Genomic DNA, 22135 nt, shown 5'->3' with positions numbered 1-22135 from the left:
ACGGAGGAGAAGCCCCTTGGCAAGAGGCATATTGCGGCTCGGCAAGCACCGGGCCTTCTACCTGATGGCGCTACCGGGACTTGTCTACTACTTGCTGTTTCATTACGTTCCGATGGTCGGCGTCGTCATTTCGTTCAAGGACTATTCCCCGATCGACGGGCTGGCCGGCATTTTTACATCGCCGTGGGTCGGGCTGGAGCACTTCGAGAAGTTCTTCGGCTCCTACTTCTTCGTCCGCGTGTTTACGAACACCATCGTCATCAGTTTGCTGAAACTGGCGTTCGGGTTTCCGGCGCCGATCGTGCTGGCGCTGCTCATCAACGAGGTAAAGAACCGCGTGTTCCGCCGCATCGTGCAAACCGTTTCGTATCTCCCGCACTTCATTTCGTGGGTGATCGTGTCGAGCATGATTTATTTGCTGGCGTCGCCGTCGTTCGGCATTGCCGGCAGCGTGCTCGAGTGGTTCGGTTACCGCGAAGGCTTTTACGCGCTGAGCTCGAACGATTTTTTCCGCGGCATTCTGGTCGGCAGTTCGATCTGGAAAGAAATCGGCTGGTCCAGCATCATCTATTTGGCGGCGATCAGCGGCATCAATCCGGAGCTGTACGAATCGGCGATGATCGACGGGGCGTCGCGCTGGAAGCAGGTTCGGCACGTCACCCTCCCTTCGATCACGAACGTCATCAGCGTGCTGTTCATCCTGAACGTGGGCGGGCTGCTTGACGCCGGGTTCGAGCAAATTTTTCTGCTGTATTCGCCCTCGGTGTACGCCACGGCGGACATTATCGACACCTACGTGTACCGGGAAGGGCTGGTGACGTCCAATTTCAGCTTCGCCACGGCGGTCGGCATGTTCAAATCGGTGATCGCGATGGCGCTGATCGTCTCCGCGAATGCGCTGGCCAGACGTCTGGAGGCGGAAAATTTATGGTAACGCCGCTCTCCCGAACCGCGATTTATGCCGCCTTGTCGCTGCTCGTCGCCTCGATCGCGCTGCCGTTCCTCTATTTGCTGGCCGTGTCGCTTACGAACGAAACGCTCGTGCGCAACATGTCGTTGTCCGGCGTCTCGTTCGGCGCTTATGAGTTCCTTTTTCGATCCAGCGGCAAAATCGTGGCGTCCTTCCGGATGTCGGTGCTGCGGACCGTGCTCGGTACCGTATGCAACATGCTCGTTTCGATTCCGCTGGCGTACAGCTTGTCGAAAAAACAGCTGCCGGGGCGCAAGGCGATGATGCTGTACATCGTCATTACGATGGTGTTTCACGGCGGACTCATCCCCACGTACATCACGGTGACGTCGTACGGGCTGATCAACTCGATTTGGGCGATGATTTTGCCGGCGCTGGTCAGCGCGTACAATGTGATTTTGCTGCGCAATTTTTTTATGGCGATTCCCCCGGCGCTGGAGGAGTCGGCCCGCATCGACGGCGCGAGCGACTATGCCGTGCTGCGCAAAGTAGTGCTGCCGTTGTCGACGCCGGTGCTGGCGACGATTGCGCTGTTCTACGCCGTGTACCACTGGAACGAATGGTTCAACGTGCTGCTGTACATCCGCCGCAGCGACATGTGGACGATGCAGGTGCTGCTCCGCAACATCGTGATGGAGGCGTCGGCGGTCAATGAATGGATGAGCATGGACACCGCGGGCCGGATGACGCCGGAATCGATCAAAGTGTCGACGCTGCTGGTGACCATTTTTCCCATTGTGCTGCTGTACCCGTTTGTGCAAAGATATTTCATACAAGGAGTCATGCTCGGCGCGGTCAAGGAATGAAGGGGGCGAAACGGCCGATGAGAAGATGGTCCGTGCAAGGGAACGTGTTTGTTCTGCTGTTCGTGGCGATCGCGCTGTGCATCGTCGTTTCCTCCTGGATGATTTACAAGAAGAGCGTCGTGGACAAGATGGACGGCAAACTGCGCGACCAGTCGATCATCCTGCAGCAATACCAGAAAAACATCGACCTCGTCTACGAGCAAATTTACAACAACGCCAAAAAATTCGGCCTCGACAGCCTGTTCGACAAGTACGACAACGGCGGCACGCTCGCACAGGCGGACAAAGTGGACGTCATCACCAACCTGAAGCTGATGAAACAGACGAACCGCTATATCCGCAACGTGTATTATGTCCGCAACGTCAAGGAGAACAACCGCGAATATATCGACGCCGATCTCGAATACGCGAATATGCCGTTTCACGGCGACTGGCAGCCGCTCTTCGGCCAGACCGACGCCTCACTGGAAAGCGCCCGCGCGGAAAACATCCGGCTGCCGGACGGCAGCGACAAGGTCGTCGCAACGATCGTGCTGCGGCTGCCGTTCAATTCCGCCTACAAGACGAGCATGCTGCTGCTGCAGGTCGACGTCGGGGCGCTGATCGGCGACATCGTCGGCGACATGGACGGGCAGCATATCGTTGTCGCTGGCCGCAAGGGCGATGTGCTGCCGGTTGGCGCGCCGCCGGCCGAGCTCGACCTGGACTGGAGCGAACATACGCCCGCAGGGGCGAGCGGGTTCGATTACCTCCATGCCGAGGGAACGGAAATGATCCGCATGCACGCGCTGGTCAACTCGCTCGACCTCTACCTGATCAAGCTCGATCGCAAAAGCCGACTGCTAGCCGCCGAGCTTGCCTTGCGCAACAGCATCGCCATCGTCGGCTTCGTGCTGCTCGCATTCGGCGCCTGCTTCTCCTACGTGCTGTCGGTCATCACGCTGGCGCCGATCCGCCGCATGTTCGCGGCGATCAAGGAGATGCTGCCGAAAGGCGAACCCGCCGCAGCGAACATGAAAATGACCGAAGAGATTCGCTACATCAACCGCAATATCGGGCAGCTGCTGCACGAGAACAGCGATCTGAAGCAAGCCTACCGCAAAATGCTGCCGCAAATGAAGGACCGGTTCTACTACAACCTGTTAATGGGGCATTATTTGTCCGAGGAGGAAATCGAGCGCCAGGCGGCGTTCCTGCAGCTCGACGTCGGCCGGCGCCGTTACGGCGTCATCGTGCTGGAGCTCGACGCGGCGGCGGGCGACCAGACGGGCCGTTACGACGAAACCCGCGTCTCGCTGCTCGGCTTCTTCGAGGAAGCGCTGTCGGGACAGCGCCGCCCGGTCGTCGTCGAGATCGGCAACGACTGCTGGACGCTGCTGCTGGAAGTGGCGCCGGACGCCGACGAGCGGGAGTTCAACCGGCAGGCGTTCGCCATCTGCGAAAGCATCCAGCGGCAGATGGAAAGCGGCTTTGCGCTTTCCGTTTCGTGCGGCATCGGCCTGTGCGGCGGCGGGCCGCAGGAGCTGCACGCCGTCTTCAAGCAGGTGCGCGGCCTGCTCACCTACCGGATCAACCTCGGCGACGGCATTATCGTCAACCGGCAGGAACAATCTTGCGAGGAGCCGGTCGACCGCGAGCCGACGATTCTTGAGGATACGGGCAAGCTGGCGAACATTTTGCAGACCCGCAACGTGGCGGATGCGGAGCTGTTCGTGGCCCAGTACGTGCGGCAGCTGTTCGACGGACATCAGCCGACGTACCGTCAGGAGAAGCTGATCGACTTGCTGCAGGTGGCGCTCAAGGCGGCGGACGCGATGGCGATCGGGCGCGGCGAGTTGTTCGGCGACAGCCGCAACGGGTACGCCGAGCTGCTGCAGCTGCAGGAGCCGGCCGTCATCGCGGCCTGGTTCGGGCGCATCGTGCGCGACATCGTCGACGGCTCGAACAGCCGGATGCGGCAGGAAGAGAACCAGCTGACGCAGTTGGTGTGCGCGTATGTGGAGAAGCATTACGGCAACCCGAATTTGACGATCCGTGTCGTCAGCGAGGCGTTCAATCTGAACCCGATTTATCTTGGGCGCATATTCAAGAACGGCAAGGGCCTGTTCGTGATGGAGTACGTGAACCTCGTGCGGATCGAAAAAGCGAAGGACCTGCTCGGCCTGTCGGATACGAAAATTTACGACATTTCCGCCGCCGTCGGCTTCCAGACGACCCACTATTTCATCAAACTGTTCAAGGAAAAATACGGCGTCACGCCGGGCCAGTACCGCAAGTATGTGCTTTCTGTCAGCGAGGAGGCGTGATCTGGGGAGTCTCAAACAGCGAATACCCGGCCCGGCGAAACCGGCTCCCGCTGCTCTCCCCTTCCCATATGCACCTGCCCCTTTATGCAACTGCCCCCTTATGCGCCTGCTCCTTCTGCCCGCTATCCCCTTCGCTCAGACTGGAACGGGTCGCCCCTCTCCGCAACTTGCTTTCTGCTCGGTATCCCCTTGACTCAATCTCTCGCACAACAAATATTATCCCACTTTAAGCAAAGTCCCCCCTACGCTGCAGTGTCACCCTTCAGGTACACACTCCAAACTCGATACACACAAACCCCAACTTGAGCCGACGGGATAACCGGCAGACATGAACTGCTGCCGAACACAAACTCGCTCATCCCTTCCTTCCTGCGCTCGCCGCCACGCTAGCCTGAGCCAATGGGATAACCAACAAACACGTACTTCAGTTGACCACTTTATCATGGCTTGGAGTATCAGCGAACTAAGGCTGTTTCAGCCTTATAATGGCGTTTCGCCCCTGCTTAACCCTCTCATAGCAGACACACTGCACAAAGCCGCGGCATTCACCCCTCCGCCAACTAACAAATTCGCTTTTTGTGCCGCTCCGATGAAGCATCTTGCCAAATAGACCATATTTTATTGCCTATTCCGCCACAAACGGGCAGCATCGTTAAAATAACCAGTGAAATCACTGGCTATTTCAGCTAAAAGGCCTGATTTGGAGCCCGGCGAGGCAAATAGGCCATGTCTTCACTGGCTATTTTCACGGGACCGGCCAAAACGGGCAAATAAGCCATTTTTTATGGGCTATTTTCGTTCCCTGGCGGAAACAGAAAAGGCGGCGCAGGGGAACCCGCTCCCTGCGCCGCCTTTGTTTCCGTCATACGCCCCGCGTCAATCCATCAACTGGCCGCCGTTCACTTCGATAATTTCGCCCGTCACGTAATCGGCGTACGACGACGCCAGGTACAGCGCGGCTCCGACTGTTTCCTCCGGAGTGCCTTCGCGGCCGAACGGGATCGAGCCAAGCGTTTTGGCGCGAATGTCGGGCGGCGTGAACCGGTCGTGGAACGGCGTGGCGATGACGCCCGGCGCGATGCCGTTTACGGTAATGCCATAGCCGATCAAATCTTTCGCCAGCGCCCGCGTCATCGTGCTGACGCCGCCTTTGGCCGAGGCGTAAGCGATCGAGCCGTAGCCGCCTCCGTTGCGCGCAGCGATCGACGTCACGTTGACGATGCGTCCGCGGTCGGCGCGTTTGAGCAAGGGCAGCGCTGCCTTGGTCACGAGGTAAACCGACTTCAGGTTGACCGCCATGATCCGGTCCCACAGTTCTTCGTCCAGATCCTCCAGCCGCGCCCGCTGGATCAGCGAGCCGGCATTGTTGATGAGGATGTCGAGCTGGCCAAACCCCGCTTCGATCTCCGCCGTCATCCGCTCGACCTGCGCCCGGTCCGCCACGTCGCCCTGCACGAGCAGGCAGCGTCTGCCCAGTTGCTCCACTTCCTCTTCCAAAACGCGCGCCGCTTCCACGCTCGACTGGCAATGGATGACCACATCCGCGCCGTGCCCGGCGAACGCAAGCGCCGCCGCGCGGCCGATGCCGGTCGAGCTTCCCGTCACCCACACCACTTTGTTGTGAAACGTAAACATGCCCCGCCTCCTCCCGATTATGCCGCGGCTTACTTCGTCAATTCCGGCAGCCGCCCGCGTCGCTGCTGATTCTCCGCGGCGAGGTCGTACGGATAGCTGACCGGCACCTCGCTGGCGTCGTCAAGCCGGCGAATGTGCTCCGCGGACAACGTCCAGCCGCTTCCGCCGAGGTTGTCCTCGAGCTGGGCGACATTCCGCGCGCCGATAATCGGCGCGGTGATGACGCTGTTGCGGCTCAGCATCCAGTTCAGCGCGACCTGCGCGGGCGACTTGCCCGCTTCCGCCGCCACAGCCGCAAGCGTGTCCAGCAGCTGCCAGCTGAACTCGTTGTCGTGCCGTTCCCAAGTCGCCTTGTTGCCGCCGACGCGCGTCGCTTCCTGCGGCTGCTCGCCGCGACGGAACTTGCCGCTCAGCCAGCCGCCGCGCAGCGGGCTCCACGGGATGACGCCGATTCCTTCATGCTCGCACAACGGCAGCAGCTCATACTCCGTCGCCCGGCACAGCAGGCTGTACTGAGGCTGCAGGCACACGAACGGCTCCCAGCCGCGGGCGCGGCTCGTGTAGATCGCCTTCTGCAGCTGCCAGGCGCGGAAGTTGCTCGCCCCGATGTACCGCACCTTGCCGCTGCGAACAAGATCGTTCAGCGTGCCGAGCGTTTCCTCAAGCGGCGTCATCGCGTCCCAGGCATGCACCTGCATCAGGTCGATGTAGTCGGTGCCGAGCCGGCGCAAGCTGTCGTCGACGGAAGCGAGAATGTGCTTACGGCTGAGGCCGCCGTCGTTCGGGCCGTCGTTCATCGAGAAGCGCACCTTCGTCGCCACGACGAAAGCGTCCCGCCGCTGCGACTGCAGCCAGCCGCCGACGATTTCTTCGGAGACGCCGGTGCCGTATACGTTGGCCGTGTCGAGAAAATTGCCGCCCGCCTCCGCGTACCGGTCCATGATGCGGAAGCTTTCATCCTTGTCCGCCGTCCAGCCAAATGTCATCGTACCGAGGCACAGCTCGCTGACGCGCAGGCCCGTCCTTCCCATGTAACGCGTGTTCATGATCGGGTCCCTCCTGTTATCGTTTTGTCTTGCTCGTGCGACAGGTCATTTTGTTCACGCTCGTCCGACAAAGTGCGGTACACCCGAACCATGCCGGCCGCAATGTCGACGCAATCGCACTGCTCAAGCAACGGACTGATTGGCAAAAAGACGGTGCGAGCGAGCAAATCGCTCGCTGTCGGGCACATGTCTTCAGTATACACGACCGGATGGCGGAACGGGTAACAGAAAGGGAATGAGTCCTTGTCCGCCGTTCGTTGGCGAAGGATTTGCGGGGTGCAATAAACCGGTTTGCCGTTGTACAGCAGGTAAGTATTGATGTTCTCCGCCTGCAAAGCGCGGTTGAAAGCGGCGGCGAAGGCAGCGTCCGGACATACGATGCCCAGGTTGGAGCAACCGTTGCCTTCCCGGTCGACGATCGTCCGCAGCCGCAGCGACGGAATGGCCGCAACCAATTCCGCTTCGATGCGTTCGTAATGACGGCGCATGACGGCCAGCATGCCGCCGAGCTTCTCCCACTGCTTCAGCAGCACGGCGCCGCTTAGTTCGCTCATCCGAAAATTTTGACCGACAAAGGCATTCGTTTCGTCCGAAGAGTCGATGCCATACAGCGCCCGGTCGCGGAACATGCCCTGGTCGTGATAGCGCACCGCCCGCTCCATCCATTCGGGCGACCGGGTAAGAAGCGCGCCGCCTTCTCCCGCAGTCAGCATTTTGTTGAGCTGGAAGCTGAGCACGCCGATGTCGCCGATCGTTCCCAGCAGCCTGCCCTTATACCGCGTCCCGAGCGATTGCGCGACATCTTCGATCACATAAATGCCTTTGCGCCTGGCGAACGACATGATCGCATCCATCTCGCAGGCATTGCCTAGCAGAGGTACGGCGATGATCGCTTTCACTTCATCGTCGTACGCCTCTTCCAGCCGATCCGGGTCGAGATTGAGCGAATCGTCGACATCCGCAAACACGGGAACCGCATGGCTGCACACAACCGCGCCGGCGGTGGCGATCCAGGTGACGGCGGGAACGATGACTTTGTCGCCGTAGCCGATGCCGAGCGCCTTCAGCGCGGTAATGAGCGCCGCCGTGCAAGAAGTCACGCCAAGCGCATAGTCGATGCCCATATCGGTCGCAATCGTTTGCTCGAGCTGTCTTACTTTGTATTGCAGATTCGGGCCGTAATAACGAAAAGGGGACTGGGCCTGAAGCACGCCAGCCACCTCGTCCGCCTCTTCCCGCCCCATTAGCATGGCACCCGGATAGTTGGGCGGCAACGGCGCGCAACGCGCCGGCTTGCCGCCATAAATGGCCAGGCTGTTGTTGTCCATCTGAGGCCTTCCTTTCATCGTCGCACCATGCCGCAAGGCGCGCTTTTACGATTCCGCAGCGGCTTTGACCTGCCGGACGAGCCGTTCGAGCACGGCTTTCAATTCGTCCTTGTTGGTGCTCGGTTTAAATTCCTGTTTGTCGATGACCAGCGGGGCGCCGACGACGACGAGCGGCGCGCCGAGCTTCGGCATCTCCGCCGCCTGCTCGATCGTCAGCCCGCCCACAGCCTGCACCGGTACGGAAACGGCAGCCACGACGGCCTGGAGGTGATCGTACGGCGAACGCGCCGGGTCTTCCCCGCGCTCGTCGAAACTCGTATGCACCAGAATGTAATCGACACCGTTGCGCTCCAGCATCATGGCGCACGCCACCGGATCCGGAGCGGCCATAATGTCGCCCATGACCTGGATGCCGTAATCCCTCGCCGCCCTTACGACGGCGCGTATCGTTGCCGGATGGGCGACGCCCATTACGACCACGTGGGTCGCTCCCGCTTTCGCCATCATTTCCGCTTCGAGATAGCCGCCGTCCATCGTCTTCAGATCGGCGACAATCGGATGATGCGGGAACGCCCGGCGCAGCGCCGCCACGGCGTGAAGCCCTTCGCCAAGCAGCAGCGGCGTGCCCGCCTCGATCCAGTCGACTCCCGCCTCGACGGCAATATGCGCCACTTCCAGCGCCTCGGTGATGTTGGTCAAGTCAAGCGATATTTGCACGATCGGTTTCATTGTATCCTCCTGCTCGTTCCGTCCTGTTCTATTACTACCCGTTCGCTTGCAAAACGTTCGGCAACACCACTTCCAGGACGTTCAGCACTTCGTCGATGTCCGCTATGGAATGCTGCACCGAATAGCCGTGATGCACCGGGCTTCCGCCGTAATCGTGGAAGTAGACGCCACGTTCCCAGCAGCCTTTTACGATGGCGAGCATCCGACTTCGATCGTGACAGAAGGTGTCTTCGTAACGCAGCGGCGGCGTGCGGCGGCCAAGCACGATATCGAACCGCGCTCCGTAATGCGGCACGACCATCTCCAGATCGTATGCCGCCACGATCCGGTCCATTCCTTCGTGGAAACGCCTTTCCAGCCGGCGCAAATGCTCATAGAACGCCGGCCGCTCCGCCTCGGCATAAAATGCCAGCCCGCACAGCACCGCAACGAGATGCGCGTTGAACGTGCCGCTGTGCTGCACCGGACCTTCCGGCTGGAAACGATCCATGATGTCGGCGCGTCCGCAGAACGCCGACAGCGGCAGCCCGCCGCCAAGCGATTTGCCGATCGTACATACGTCGGGAATGACACCGAAATCTTGCTGGGCGCCGCCGAGCGACGTTTTGAACGCCGACTGGATTTCGTCGAAGAACAGCACGATGCCCGCTTCGCGCGTCAGCTCGCGCATGCGCCGCAAATAGGCGGCATTCGGCAAGATACAGCCGCAGTTGAAATTGACCGGCTCGAGGATGAGCAGAGCGGCTTCATGCCCATGCTCGGCAACGGCGCGCTCCAGCGCCTCGATGTCGTTGTGCGGGATGGGCACGATCCATTGGGCCAACTCGGCGGGTACGCCCGGCGACTCCATATAGGGCGAACGACGATTGTCGGGCCATGCGGCTTGCGGCGGATGGCCGCCGATGTAAATCGTGTCGTGATAGCCGTGGAAATGCCCTTCGACGCGAATGATTTTGTTGCGGCCCGTGTATTCCCTGCAGGCGCGAATGAGATGCATCGTCGCTTCCGTACCCGACGAGCAGAACCGCACCTTGTCGGCGCAAGGCAAATGGGTGACCACCTTGCGTGCGAGCTGCTCGCCGAACCCGGTTTCGAACGCGTTCAGCAGACCGAGCTCCGCCGCTTGGCGCAGCGCTTCGGCGATCGCCGGATGGCCCAGGCCGAGCAGGCCGGCGCCGTGCGCGCAGCACATGTCGATGAACGCGTTGCCGTCCGTATCCCACACACGGCTCCCTTGCCCTCTCGCCGCATAAAACGGCGTGCCGATCGCCCGGTTGAGGCGGGTCGACGAATGAACGCCGCCCGGAATGACTTCCCGGGCGCGCGCATATAACGTAAGCCTGCTTGTCATGCGGCTCTTCTCCTTCGCTTTTAAGGATGCGGCACCAGACTCAGATTGCCGCCGTCAATCGCCAGGCAAGCGCCGTTGATGAAGCCGGATAACGGATCGGCGAGAAAAACGGCCAACCGGGCAATCTCCTCCGGCGTCCCCCAGCGTCCGACCGGAATGGCCGCTTTCCACTCCTCGAGCCGCTGCGGCGCCAGCGGGTCTTCCAATGTCCGCTCGGTGGCGATCGCCCCGACGACAAGGCTGTTCGTGCAAATGCCGAGCGGTCCGTACTCGACCGCCAGCGCCCGCGTCATCGCGTTCAGGCCGCCTTTGGACGCCGCATACGGCACCCGCCCGGGATTATTGGCCAGGCTGTGCACCGAACTGATGTTGATGATGCGGCCCCAGCCGCCGGCCGCCATGTCGCGCAGCACCTCGCGGGCGCAGAGCAGCGCGCCGCTCAAATTGACGGCGATGACGGCAAGCACTTCGTCGGCTGTAAACTCCCCCAAATGCTTCGCCGGGCTGATGCCGGCGTTGTTGACGAGGATGTCGGCGCCTCCCCACTCGGCGCGCAGCCGTTCGAACATCCCGGCGATGTGCCGCGGATCCGCCAGGTCCGCCTCCAGCGTCAACGCCCGGCGGCCAGCTTCTCGCACGCCTGCCGCCGTCGCTTCGGTTCCTTCGCCTCGCGTGCGGTCGTGAACCGCCACATCGGCGCCGGCTTCGGCGAGGGCAAGCGCGATCGCACGGCCGATGCCGGTCGACGCCCCCGTCACCAACGCCCGCTTGCCGGCCATCGGCAGCACGTTCCGCGCTTCACTCATGCGAACCGCCGCCTGCCGGACGCGCATGTCCCCATGCCGCCACTTCAAAGTGCGGCTCGAACGCCGGCTGGAACGGATACATCGGCTGCGGCAGCCGGGCGAACGGCATCCGCAGCAAATTGGCGCTGCTCGCGCCAGGCGTATCGACCCAGTAGATGGCCGATGCCATCGGCTCGTAATTGACCCGAAACGCCGTCGGCGACTTGACGACGACAATGTCGGCGTCGCGGGGCTCGAGGCCGACCGAGCGGTACAGCTCCGGGTCCCAGTTGAACGCCGGCCGCTCCATCGCGACGATGAACGTGCGCCGGATTTGCAAGACGGCGGTTCGCCCCATGCGATGCTCCACGCCGGTAAATTGCGGCCCCTTGAACGTAAACGAGCCGTCGCCGATCAGCTTGACGCGGGCCGTCGCCCGCACCGGCGTTTGGAACCGGCGGTCGATTTTGCCGCCAATGTCGAACGCGCCGCTGTTGCCGACGCCGATCGCGATCGCCCGCTCGACCGTCTCCGGGTCGACGACGCTGACGTAAGCGCGCGCGTTCGTTTCCCGGCAAAGCAGCTCGCGGATAATCGCCGTGCCGTCGCCGGGCGAACCCGAGCCGGTGCCGTCGGCGGAATCGGCGAAGACGACCGGCCCGTTGCCGGCTCGTTCGGCCGAGAGAGCGAAGTCGACGGCTTCCGCCAGCGGCGTCAGTTGGACGGAGAATTGCTCCCGTATGCGCCAGAAAAAGTCGGCCAGCGAGCGCGCGAGCGACTCGGCCAGCTCCCGTTCTCCGTTCGTTACCGCAAGCACGGCGCAGCCGGCGTCGCCGACGTCCAGCCATGGCTGCATCTGGAATACCGATACCGAAAGCGCGCCTTCGCACGCTTCCGCTTCCCGCACCCGCTCCATCAGCTGCTGCATCGGGCCGGCCGACGTCGAGCCGTTCTCGCCGCTTACGAGCATCGGCACCTTGACCAGCGCACCGACCGGCCGAATGTCCCCGCGCAGCGTGCGCAGAAGCAAATCGGCAGCCTTGCGGCCGGTTTCGTACAGGTCGACGTGCGGATACGTCCGGTAGCCGACCAGTATGTCGGCGGATTCCGTCATCAACGCGGTCACGTTGGCGTGCAGATCGAGCGTGGCGGCGATGACAACGCCGTCGCCGGCGCTCTTCCGCAGACGCGCGAGCAGCAGGCCGGTGGCATCGCGGTCCGGCGCAACCAGCATCGCGCCATGGCAGCAGACGAGGATGCCGTCCAGCGGCCCATGGGCGAGCGCGTCCCGCTCGATCCGCGCAGCGATCTGTTCGAACGCGTCCGGCTCAAGCGGGCCGGAGCTGACGGCATGAGCCGCCACGGACGGCACGATCGCCGCATCCGCCTCGCGCAGCGCGTCAATGAAGCCGGCCATCTCCGTTGCGGTTCCTTCCAGCGTCGTCAGCACGGCGTCGCCTTCGAGCAAGACCGCTTGCCGGAACATCGCGATGCCGCTTGCGACGGGCGAGAACGAATTCGTTTCCTGCTGGAATTGCGCAATCAGCACTTTCATTGCCGTACGTCCGCCTCCGGCTGTCGCGCGGTCGCTCCAGGCAAGATCGTGGCGCGGTCGACAATCGGGCACGCGTCTCGCCGCACGATGCCGTTCCGGGTTAATTGCGGATTGCTCCAGGCGGAATAACACATAATAAACGAGCGGCGATGGCGATCCGAAGCGTTGGCGGCGGAACAGTGCAGCAGATTGGCGTCGAAGAACAGCACCGAGCCGGGAGACATCGTCACGTGCACCGTTTCGTACATCCCTTCCAGTTCCTTCATTCGCGCCGGGTCCGCGCCGGTCTGCCCGCCCACATTGCCGTGATCGAGGCGGCCGAGCTTGTGCGATCCCTTCAGCACCCGCAAACAGCCGTTCTCCACCGTCGCCGCATCGAGCGCAACAAACGCGCTGATCATGCCCGGATACAGGAAGCCCTGATTGTACCAATAGCCGTAATCCTGATGCCACTCCCAGGCGCCGCCCGTGCGCGCTTCCTTCAGCATCACCTTGCCGTGGAAGAAGCTTGCTTCTTCGCCGAGCAGCAGCCGCACCCTCAAGGCGATGCGGGCGTCCGTGCTGGCCGCCGACCAGATGTCGCCGATGAGCTGCTCCCAATAAGCCAGCTTGACTTTGTTTCCTTGCGTATCGCTCGTATTGAGCTCGCTTTCGGACAATCGTTTGCCCCCGTGCACTTCATTCAGCATCGCTTCCACTTCCTCCGGAGCGAATACATCGTCCACCAGCAAATAGCCGTCCCGGCGATACTGCTCGATATCCTGAAACGTGATGCTCATCCGCCGTTCCTCCTGTCATCCAGATGTTAGCTTGCGTATGCGGTCCACGTGTCTCAACGACCGCCGACGAATCGTGCGAAGCCGTCTTCGCCGCCCGTCGGACAAGGCTCCCTGTAGACGACCCCGTCCGCCGTCACTTGCGGATTGCCACAGGCGGAATAGCACGAAATATACGAGCGTCGATGGAAATCGGAATGGTTGGCGGCGGAGCAATGCAGCAGATTGCAATCGAAAATAAGCACGGAACCGGCCGACATTTCGCATTCGACCAGTTCATACATCGCTTCGACCTGGGCGATGCGCAGCGGATCGATCGCCGTTTGCCGGCCGACGCGGCCATGGTCGAGCCGGCCGAGCCGGTGCGAGCCGCGCAGCACCTTCAGGCAGCCGTTCTGCACAGTTGAAGGATCGATCGAGACATACGCGCTGATCATATGCGGATACAGAAAGCCCTCGTTGTACCAGTAGCCGTAATCCTGATGCCATTCCCAGGCGCCGCCGGTGCGCGCCTCTTTCAAATTCGCCTTGCCGTGGAAAAAGGAAACCTCTTCCCCCATCAGCAGCCGGATGTTGTGTAGCAGCTTCGGCGCTGTCGAAACCGCCGACCACACATCGTCTCCCACTTCGAACCAGATGGACTGGCGCACGGTTTTGCCGCTGCCGTCCGTCGTCGTATCCGCCGTTTCGGCTACGCGACCGCCGTCTAGCGCTTTCGCCATGCAATCGACTTCTTCCGGCGAAAACAAATTGTCAAGGAACAAAAAACCGTCCCGCCGGTACTGCTCTACCGCTCTCGCATCCAGTCGCACCCTGTTCCGCTCCCGTCTCCATGTAGTTGCTGTTTACTCGTCCCGCCCGATCGCGAGAACGCCCCACGACGCCATTATTCCGCGATACTCGTCGTCACGCCGCCGCCGGGCGGCACATGCAAGGCAATCCGCCTGCCGGGCAGCTCCAGCACGCCGGCAAACGGAGTGCCGCCGCTGCGATTGACGATGGCGATGCGCCCCGCCGAACGTAGGATGTCCAGCTCCGCCGAACCAAGCCTATCCGAGGCCAGCGTACAATCGCCCTCCAGCATGCCCGCGCGAAGCGCCGGCGTTTCCTGCGACCAGCCGTATGCACCGCCGCCGATTCGCGTCACCCCGTCGTAAATCCGTACCGGCGCCGCTCCCAGCTTGCGCGAGCCGGCGACAAGCGTCCGCTCCGGCAGCAGATTGACGAAGACGAGCCGGCCGGCCGCTTCCAGCGCCATCGTGCCGGAGGCGGCGCTTTCCAGCAACGTATAGCGGGCAAGCACTTCCTTCGTTTCCGCCGCCGTCCGGTTCGGCAGCGTGACGGCCACGAACGGCGGCAGCGTTTCCCCTCCGGCGAAAACGCCCCCCGCCCTGTCGTTCAGCACGAGGCAATCTTCGACCGCCTTCCATTTCGGATACTGATGCCGGTTCAGGTAGCGCACCCCGTTCGTGCCGAACAGCACGTAACCGATTTCGTCGTCGACGTTGACGAACGGAGCCGGCGGAAACAACCGGTACGCATCGTCTTCCCGGCCGAAGAAACCGCGGAACCGCTCGAAGGCGCCGCCGACGTAAACGGTTCTCCTTCCCGGCGCCAGATGCGGCATGCCCGCATATCGTTCGTTGCGCACGCCGATCAGCCCGGTGTGCATCGCCGCCACGCGGCACGGCGCCAGGATGGCGAATTGTTCGGCATATACGCTGCTGCCGTCCGGCAGCGCGACGAATGCCGCCCGCTGCCGGATGCGACCGTTGCCGTGCAGAACGGAAAAGACGGCGCCGAAACCATGCTCCCACGGCTCGATATGATGCCGCTCCGTTTCGGTGACGATCCCGCCGACGGCAGGCGTAATCGGTTCGCCGGGTGCGTCGTCCGCGAATACTACTTTGCCGATATAACTGTTCTCAATCGGGGTAATCGTCCACAGTCCCTTGGCCGGCAGCGTTGTCGCCATGACGCGGTTGCGCCAGCTGAACGAGGAGAAGCTGGCCGGGGTCCGGCCGATTACCGTCGCACCGTACGGATAATGGTACGTTTGCGCAAGACGTTCGCTCATTTCGCGTTCGTCCGAAGGGGCAACGCCGGGACCGCCGAACAGATGCAGCATATAGGAGAGCGCAAGCGTATAGGCGGACAAGCTTTCGAAGTCCCGGGCCGTCTGAAAATCTTTCGGCGAAATCGGATACTGTTCGCCGTCCTCCTCGAGCAGGCAGCCGGTGGAATGGCTGTCCTGCAGCGCCGCAATCGTCTCCATCGTCTTGCGCTCCAGCAGCGCCGCATCGGCGTCGCCATGCACGACGTTCATGCAGGTGTGCACGAGCATCGCATCGTGCTGCCGGTTGTACCACCAGTCCTGCGACTGGACCGGAATCGGCAGACCGTCAAACTGCGTCCAGCGTTTGATCGTATGTTCGTAAACGTTGACGTTGTTCCACAGCACGGCGGCTTCGGGTATGCCGTCCCCCTTCAGGAAGCCGAGCACCGTCGCAATCGAACGGAACGAAATCGCCGAAGCGACATAATTCGGATGAACCATGCCGTGGTTTTCCGTCGTATAGTCGGGAAACAGCGTCGACGTCCGGATCCACTTGTCCCGCAGCGGCGCCCCGCGGTATTCGTCCCGGTTGAAGCGATCTTTCGGCACGGTAGCCGAATTGAAGTTCCATTTCAGATAAGCTTCCAGCCAGACGGCCCGCTCCGGATGCTGCGGGAACAAGGTCGCCGCGCCGAGAATGCCGGTGGCGGTCCAGGCGTTTTCTTCGCTTTGCGTATCGAAGAATGAACCGTCCCGGGGCTCGACCTTCGACCAGCGGTCGGCATAGGAGACGAGCACCGCAGCCGCCATCGTTCGCGTTTCTTCGTCCAGCTCGTTCCAGAACGCCCACGCCGTAAACGCGATCATCGAAACGGTATTCCCCGTCTGCGTCGCCTGAAAATACCGGTCGTTGCGGCCGCCCCATTTGTTGCCGCTGTTGAATTTGTTTTTGCCGATCGGCCTGACGCAATCGTCGGGGCCGGTATCATGGGTGAAGCACAAATAACGAAGCGCCATGATCGCCCGTTCCCTCAGCACATCGCGCTTAATGCCGCTGACCGATTCGTCATAGTCGCCGAACGCCGCAAGCGCCGTATACGTGTACATTGGCAGCGACGTTTCCATGCCGTACCAATACGCGCCGTCGAGAAAATAACCGGCGTTCGGCCGGCCGTCCCAGACGCGAAAGTGCCGGTCGATGAATGCAACCCACTTGCCCAGCACGCGGGCAATTGCCCGCGACGGTTCGTTGTCCCGCGCGTTCTCCCATGCTATGGGCGGCACCGTGCGCCAATGGTCCCGTTTTCCGTTAGACGAATGCATCGCCTACACCCCTTCCGGCGGCAGCAACAGCGCCTGGGCCAGCCGACCCGTGATGATGTCTTCGATCTCCGGCACGAACGGACCGCGCAAATCGAAGAAATAGTTGCTTTCCGCTTCATAACCGCCCTCTTCGAGTATGCTTCGCGTTGGCACGTAGCAGAACACGCCGTTCGTATAGCCGAGCACAATCAAACGACCGTTGCCGAACAACCGTTTGATCAGCAGCGAATACTGCGTAGATACTTCGCCTTCCAGCGCGACGATCGTCGTTTCCTCGCCAAGCCGCCACACCCCGATATAGTAAGGAAGCCGTTCCCGGGCGGTGCCGTTCGCAATCGACTGCAGCAACCGCCTTGCCGCTGCGCGGTGGAACGCTCCCAGCTCCGGATTGGCGGCCAACCGTTCGTATACGGCTGCCGGCGTCCGTTCCGTATACAGGAACGGATCGTGCAGCTGCGATTGAAACTTGCCAAGGGCGGGGGCGAACAAGCCTTGCCGCAGCAGCGTCAGCACGTCGTCCGCCAAATACTCGCCAGCCCTTTTCGTCTGCTCCGGGTCGCACGGGACGAACCGGTCCTTCTCCGCGCTGTGCAGCGGCTTCAATTCGCCGGCGCAGCCCTGCAGGTACATCGCGGTTGCCCCGGGACAAGCCTGCTCCAGCCTGGCGGCGGCAAATCCGGCAAAGTCGCCCGACAACAAATAGTTGCTCGCCCCCATGGCCGTCGTGTGGCAGCCGTAGTTGAACAAAATCCCTTTCGTATTGCCGGCGCGGTCGATCAGGCGCAGCACGAACAGGTCGCGGTCGATCTCCGCTTCCGGATAAGGTTGCCACGCCACCCGCCCGCCGCCGACCGGCCTTCTGCGGCTGACGGCAAAATCGGAGGACGAACGCCCGACCTGCAGCTCGCCTTCCTCCAGTCCGGCGAAGCACGTCTCGACCATCCGCAGCAATTGGTCGCGCACGAATACGAAATAGGCCTCGTCGCGCGTATAATCGATGGCCCGTTCGTCGTCCATCCATCCCGATTGCCCCATGCTGTAGCCGCCCCGGCGCAGCGAAACGTCCGTTCCCGTCAGGAAAACGGAATGGTGCGTGTGGGAGAAGTTGATCATCACCTGGGCGTGCGTCAATCCGAACCGCGCTTGCAGCGCATCCTTGATGCCCACGGTAAAGCTGCGATCGGAGCCAAGCGCGTCGATCGTGACGAGCAGCAGCGCTTCGCCTGCAACCATGAGCGCCGCCTTCATATAGAGCGGATCCAGCACGCCAACGCTGGCATGCGTCCTCGCCCCGAAGCCGTTCATGAACACCGGTTCGTCCGGTGTAATGTTCGCGGTGGACATACTGAATTTCATCTGCTATCTACTCCTTCAGCGAGCCGAGCATCGCGCCTTTGACGAAATATTTTTGCAGAAACGGGTATACGATCAGAATCGGCACCGTGGCGAAAATGACGATGCCCGCCTTCATCATCTCCGGCGTGGCGGCGAGACTCATCTGGATTTGACCGCTCTGCATCATCGAATTGACATCCGATTCGACGACCAGGTTGCGCAGCAGCACCTGCAGCGGCAGCAAGCTTTTGTCGCGAATGTAGATCAGCGGAGCGAAATATTGGTTCCATTGCCCCACCGCATGAAACAGGGCGATCGTCGCCAGCACCGGCCCGGACAACCGCAGCACCACGTTCGTATACAGGCCGAACTCGCCGCTTCCGTCGATCTTGGCGGCGTCGAACAGCTCGCTCGAAATGCCGAGAAAAAACGTGCGCATAATGATGACGTTAAACGCGCTGAGCGCGCCCGGAACGATAAGCGCCCACAGCGTATTTTCCATGCTCAGCGCCTTGATGACCAAATAGCCGGGAATCAGCGGGATCGAAAACACCAGCGTAACGATAATGCCTCTGAGAAACCACGACTTGAGCGGCATCGCCGGACGGGACAAGGCGAACGCCAGCGAGCTGGCGAGCGCCAGCGCCGCCGCCGTGCCCGCCACTGTAATGTATATCGACACGCCCATGGATCGCCAAAGCGTTCGCATGCCGACGATCGTCCGGTAAACGTTCAGGCTCGGCTCCTTCGGCCAGAAACCGACCAGCCCCGCGTCCGCATAACGAGCGGAGCTGAGCGACACCGCCAGCAAATGCACCAGCGGCGCGATCATGGTCAGGCAAGCAGCCAGCAGCACCGCCGTCAAACCGGTTTGAAACCATTTTTCGCGCAAGTTGTTCAACAGCCTGGCCCTCCTTGCCTCCGATAAGCCTGCCTAATAAATGCTCTCGCCGGTCAACCGTTTGCTCAGCTGATTCATCGACAGGACGAGAATCAGGCCGACCGCCGATTTGAACATGCCGATCGCCGTCGTATAGCTGAACCGCGCTTCCAGAAGGCCGACCCGGTAGACGTAGGTGTCGATCACTTCGCCCACGTCGCGTACGAGCGGATTGAGGAAAACGAGCACCTGCTCGACGTTGTTGTCCAGCACGCTGCCGATGCGCAGCAGGAACAACACGACGATGGCCGGCGTGAGCATCGGCAGCGTAATTTGGAACATGCGCCGCCAGCGGCCCGCGCCGTCCACCATCGCCGCTTCGTACAAATTCGGGTTGATGCCGGCGAGGGCGGCCAGGTAGATGATCATGCCCCAGCCGACCTCTTTCCAGATGCCGATCGAGATGAGAATGCCGCGAAAATAGGCGGGCTCCGTCAGCAGCGACATCGGTTTGCCCGTCAGCTGCGCGAGCAGCGAGAACAGCATCCCTTTTTGCGAAAGCAGGTTGATGAAAATGCCGCCGATAATGACCCAGGATAAAAAATGAGGCAAATACAGCAGCGTCTGCATGTACCGTTTCCAGATCAGGCTGCGCAGCTCGTTCAGCAGCAGCGCCAGCGCCAGCGGCGCGGGAAACCCGAACACGATCGAATACAAGCTGAGCAGCACCGTATTCCGCAGGATGTCGTAAAACTCCGAATACCGAAACATTTTGCGGAACTGCTCCACCCCCGCCCACTCGCTGCCCCATATCCCGTCAAAGATGTTGTAGTTCTGAAAAGCGATGATATTGCCGGTCAGCGGCACGTACTTGAACACCGCAAAGTGCAGCAGCCCCGGCAGGGCAATAAGCAGCAGGATGATCGCATCCTTCGACAGCCGTCTTTTCGTCATTCGCCGTTCCCCGCCCGCTTGATGGAATTGCCGTGCGTTCATGCTTTATTTGACGCCGTTGTACGATTTGTACCAGTCGGTCGCTTCCTTGATCGCCGCTTCGCCGCCGCGTTTTTTCCAATCGGCCGCGAACGCGTCGAACGCCGGATCAAGCTGCTCCTTGCCGGTAATCACCTTCGCGAACATGTCGAGGAAGAGCGAGCCTGCGGCCGTGCCGGGAATCAGCTCCGGCGAACCCGACAGCGCTTGCAGCGCCGGCATGTTCAGGTTGCCCGGCTTGTAGCTGTTTTTGGCTGCGGTAGCCGCGCCGTTCTTGTAAATATCCCGCTCCGCATCCGACATGACTGCCAGCACCTTGTCGCTGAATTGCGACGAGCCGCGCGGGTTCAATGCGACGCGATACGCCTGGAATTGCGATTTGTCGCTGTTTTTGACATTGTTCGGATCCCAGCTCACCTTGCCGCCGCTTACCGTGTAGTTCTGCCCTTCGATACCGTATGCGAAAAAATTGTCCGCCTTTTCGTCCGACCATGCCCAATCGAGGAATTTGATGATTTCCTCCGGATTTTTCGTCTTGGCCGGGATGACCCAGGTGAAATAAATGCCGTCGGTTTGCGAAATCAGCCCTTTGTCGCCGTTCGGTCCCGTTGGCGCCTCGATCATTGACACTTTGGCGTTCGGCTCGTTGACGAATTGCCCCGGCTTCGGATAGCTGTTGAGGTCGGCCAAATAAACGCCCGCCTGCCCGGCGTAGATGCCTTTGGCCCAGTCCGCCCCTTTGTTCGTGAACAGGTTCGGGTTGATATAGCCTTTGTCGTACAGCATCTTCCAGAATTTGATCGCGTCCTTCATCTTCGGATTGATCATGTCCGGAATAAGCTGGCCGTTCACATACGACCAATCGGCCGGGTATACGCCGAACGATTTGAAGAACAGCTCGCTGTAGGAAAGGTTCTCGCGGACGAGGAAGCCGGATTCGTCGTTCGGATCGCCGTTGCCGTTCATGTCCTGTTTCTTCACTTCTTCGAAGTAGGCCAAATAATCGTCCAGCGTTTTCGGCACCGGCATCTTCAGCTTGTCGAGCCAATCCTGGCGGATGTAGACGACCCGCGAAGACGGTGCGTCAAGCAGGGCGGGAATGGCGTAAATTTTGCCGTTTTTGGTCACCTTCGGGCTTTTCCATGCTTCCGCCGGGATGTTCTTCTTCAGGTTCGGCCCGTACTTGTCGATCAGCGGCCCGAGGTCGAGGAAGACGCCCTTGTCCACGGCGCCCGCATGCGCCGGCGAATCGATGCTGTTGGTGCGAATCAGATCGGGCAAGTCGCCCGAGGCGAACCGGACCGTCAGCTGCTTCTGGTAATCGTCCGCATGGCCGAGCACCTCGATGTTCAGGTCGTAGCCGGACAGCCGCGACAGCTCTTTGATATAGGGGTCGTTTTTGGCATCGATCTGCATCATGTACGGTTGGTTCGTGTGCGAGATGAGCATGTTGATTTTCGGCGGCACTTTCGGCGACGCCGATGCCGAAGCGGATGCGCCTGCTCCCGGCGATGGCGATTTCCCCCCGCTGTCCGCCGTTTTGCCGGTACTGCATGCGCTTACAAGTAAACTGATTGCCAGCATGCCCGTTGCTGCCGCCACCATACTTCGTCTTGCCTTCCATTGACTCATGCCTGTTCCCCCTCGTGTATCATTCGCTTGCATCTCCCATTATAAAAACCCTCCCGGGCGTCCAACATGCGATATCAAACTATTTCTGGTCTTTTGAGCAACGAAAAAAGCGAAGTCGATGTCAGCCAACAAATACTCGGCGAAACCGGCTCCCGCTGCGCGCGGGGGGTGGTATTCCGATCGCTTCTTGTTTTCCGGATTCTTTGAATAGACAGACCAAGGGGGAATCCGGAAAACAAAGGCGAACGCTGCCGCTTCTCCATACCCCCCCCCGCCCTTCGCTCCCGCCACCACGCCTCTGTTTAACCCTCGCAAAAGCAGACACGTTGCACAAAACGCGGCTTTCTCCCCGCCGCCAACTAACAAATTTGCTTTTTGTGCCGCTCCGATAAAACCTCCTGAAAAATAGGCCCTATTTTATTACCTATTTCACCAAAAACGGGCCTTCTATCGGAAATAACCAGTGAAATCACTGGCTATTTCGACTGAAAAGCCCGATTTAGGATGACGTACAATAGTGTGTGTAACCAAGATTTGGAGCCTAGCCAGGCAACAAAAAAGTAGGGTATTCTCGGGATGGTCAAAGTCACCAAGAAAGGAACCCTACTCGATGACTACTATAGCGGAAA

The 22135-nt window shown here is 60.9% G+C and carries 17 protein-coding genes; 3 read left to right on the top strand and 14 right to left on the bottom strand.

Annotated features, from left to right (window positions below; translation table 11 throughout):
* Positions 1-16: 16 nt before the first annotated feature.
* Genes EXY20_RS37645 through EXY20_RS37635 form a run of 3 tightly spaced genes read left to right on the top strand, consistent with a single transcriptional unit; the run spans position 17 to position 4082 of the window.
* Positions 17-934: an ABC transporter permease gene (locus tag EXY20_RS37645; RefSeq protein WP_235886396.1), complete on the top strand. Its 918-nt coding sequence runs from the start codon at positions 17-19 to the stop codon at positions 932-934.
* Positions 928-1776, top strand: coding sequence for a carbohydrate ABC transporter permease (locus EXY20_RS37640; RefSeq protein ID WP_135557593.1), 849 nt, complete (start codon positions 928-930; stop codon positions 1774-1776). The genes EXY20_RS37645 and EXY20_RS37640 overlap by 7 nt, the downstream gene beginning before the upstream one ends.
* 17 nt (positions 1777-1793) lie before the next feature.
* The gene (locus tag EXY20_RS37635) at positions 1794-4082 is read left to right on the top strand and encodes a helix-turn-helix domain-containing protein (RefSeq protein ID WP_135557592.1); all 2289 of its coding nucleotides are present in this window, start codon (positions 1794-1796) and stop codon (positions 4080-4082) included.
* A gap of 876 nt (positions 4083-4958) precedes the next feature.
* On the opposite strand, the gene EXY20_RS37630 is transcribed toward EXY20_RS37635, so the two are convergent.
* From EXY20_RS37630 to EXY20_RS37565, 14 genes are all read right to left on the bottom strand, one after another.
* Positions 4959-5717: an SDR family NAD(P)-dependent oxidoreductase gene (locus EXY20_RS37630; RefSeq protein WP_135557591.1), complete on the bottom strand. Its 759-nt coding sequence runs from the start codon at positions 5715-5717 to the stop codon at positions 4959-4961.
* A 29-nt stretch (positions 5718-5746) separates the two neighbouring features.
* Positions 5747-6763, bottom strand: coding sequence for an aldo/keto reductase (locus tag EXY20_RS37625; protein ID WP_135557590.1), 1017 nt, complete (start codon positions 6761-6763; stop codon positions 5747-5749).
* Positions 6760-8091 carry a DegT/DnrJ/EryC1/StrS family aminotransferase gene (locus EXY20_RS37620; RefSeq protein ID WP_167859796.1) on the bottom strand — a complete coding sequence of 444 codons (1332 nt, stop codon included), beginning with the start codon at positions 8089-8091 and terminating at the stop codon, positions 6760-6762. The genes EXY20_RS37625 and EXY20_RS37620 overlap by 4 nt, the downstream gene beginning before the upstream one ends.
* Before the next feature lie 45 nt (positions 8092-8136).
* Positions 8137-8820 (bottom strand): orotidine 5'-phosphate decarboxylase / HUMPS family protein, encoded by a 684-nt coding sequence (locus tag EXY20_RS37615; RefSeq protein WP_135557588.1) that lies wholly within the window; start codon positions 8818-8820, stop codon positions 8137-8139.
* 34 nt (positions 8821-8854) lie between these two features.
* Positions 8855-10171: an aspartate aminotransferase family protein gene (locus EXY20_RS37610; protein ID WP_135557587.1), complete on the bottom strand. Its 1317-nt coding sequence runs from the start codon at positions 10169-10171 to the stop codon at positions 8855-8857.
* A gap of 20 nt (positions 10172-10191) precedes the next feature.
* Positions 10192-10977 (bottom strand): SDR family NAD(P)-dependent oxidoreductase, encoded by a 786-nt coding sequence (locus EXY20_RS37605; protein ID WP_167859795.1) that lies wholly within the window; start codon positions 10975-10977, stop codon positions 10192-10194.
* Positions 10970-12511, bottom strand: coding sequence for a M81 family metallopeptidase (locus EXY20_RS37600; protein ID WP_135557585.1), 1542 nt, complete (start codon positions 12509-12511; stop codon positions 10970-10972). Before EXY20_RS37600 ends, EXY20_RS37605 begins: the two co-directional genes overlap by 8 nt.
* A complete protein-coding gene (locus EXY20_RS37595; RefSeq protein WP_135557584.1) occupies positions 12508-13290 on the bottom strand; it encodes a phytanoyl-CoA dioxygenase family protein in 783 nt (260 codons plus the stop codon). Before EXY20_RS37595 ends, EXY20_RS37600 begins: the two co-directional genes overlap by 4 nt.
* Positions 13291-13343: 53 nt before the next feature.
* A complete protein-coding gene (locus EXY20_RS37590) occupies positions 13344-14099 on the bottom strand; it encodes a phytanoyl-CoA dioxygenase family protein (RefSeq protein WP_135557583.1) in 756 nt (251 codons plus the stop codon).
* Positions 14100-14173: 74 nt separating this feature from the next.
* Positions 14174-16666 carry a hypothetical protein gene (locus EXY20_RS37585; protein ID WP_135557582.1) on the bottom strand — a complete coding sequence of 831 codons (2493 nt, stop codon included), beginning with the start codon at positions 16664-16666 and terminating at the stop codon, positions 14174-14176.
* Between the two features lie 3 nt (positions 16667-16669).
* A complete protein-coding gene (locus tag EXY20_RS37580) occupies positions 16670-18022 on the bottom strand; it encodes a neutral/alkaline non-lysosomal ceramidase N-terminal domain-containing protein (protein ID WP_135557581.1) in 1353 nt (450 codons plus the stop codon).
* A gap of 7 nt (positions 18023-18029) precedes the next feature.
* Positions 18030-18902: a carbohydrate ABC transporter permease gene (locus EXY20_RS37575; RefSeq protein ID WP_235886395.1), complete on the bottom strand. Its 873-nt coding sequence runs from the start codon at positions 18900-18902 to the stop codon at positions 18030-18032.
* Between the two features lie 33 nt (positions 18903-18935).
* Positions 18936-19835 carry an ABC transporter permease gene (locus EXY20_RS37570; protein WP_135557580.1) on the bottom strand — a complete coding sequence of 300 codons (900 nt, stop codon included), beginning with the start codon at positions 19833-19835 and terminating at the stop codon, positions 18936-18938.
* A 45-nt stretch (positions 19836-19880) separates the two neighbouring features.
* On the bottom strand, positions 19881-21506 hold the full coding sequence (locus tag EXY20_RS37565; protein ID WP_167859794.1) for a type 2 periplasmic-binding domain-containing protein: 1626 nt from the start codon (positions 21504-21506) through the stop codon (positions 19881-19883).
* Positions 21507-22135 lie beyond the last annotated feature (629 nt).

Origin of the sequence: Paenibacillus cymbidii (assembly GCF_004764705.1) — a bacterium.
GTDB lineage: Bacteria > Bacillota > Bacilli > Paenibacillales > NBRC-103111 > Paenibacillus_AN > Paenibacillus_AN cymbidii.
Note: the sequence above shows the minus strand (reverse complement) of the source record. Positions and strands in the feature narration are given on the sequence as shown.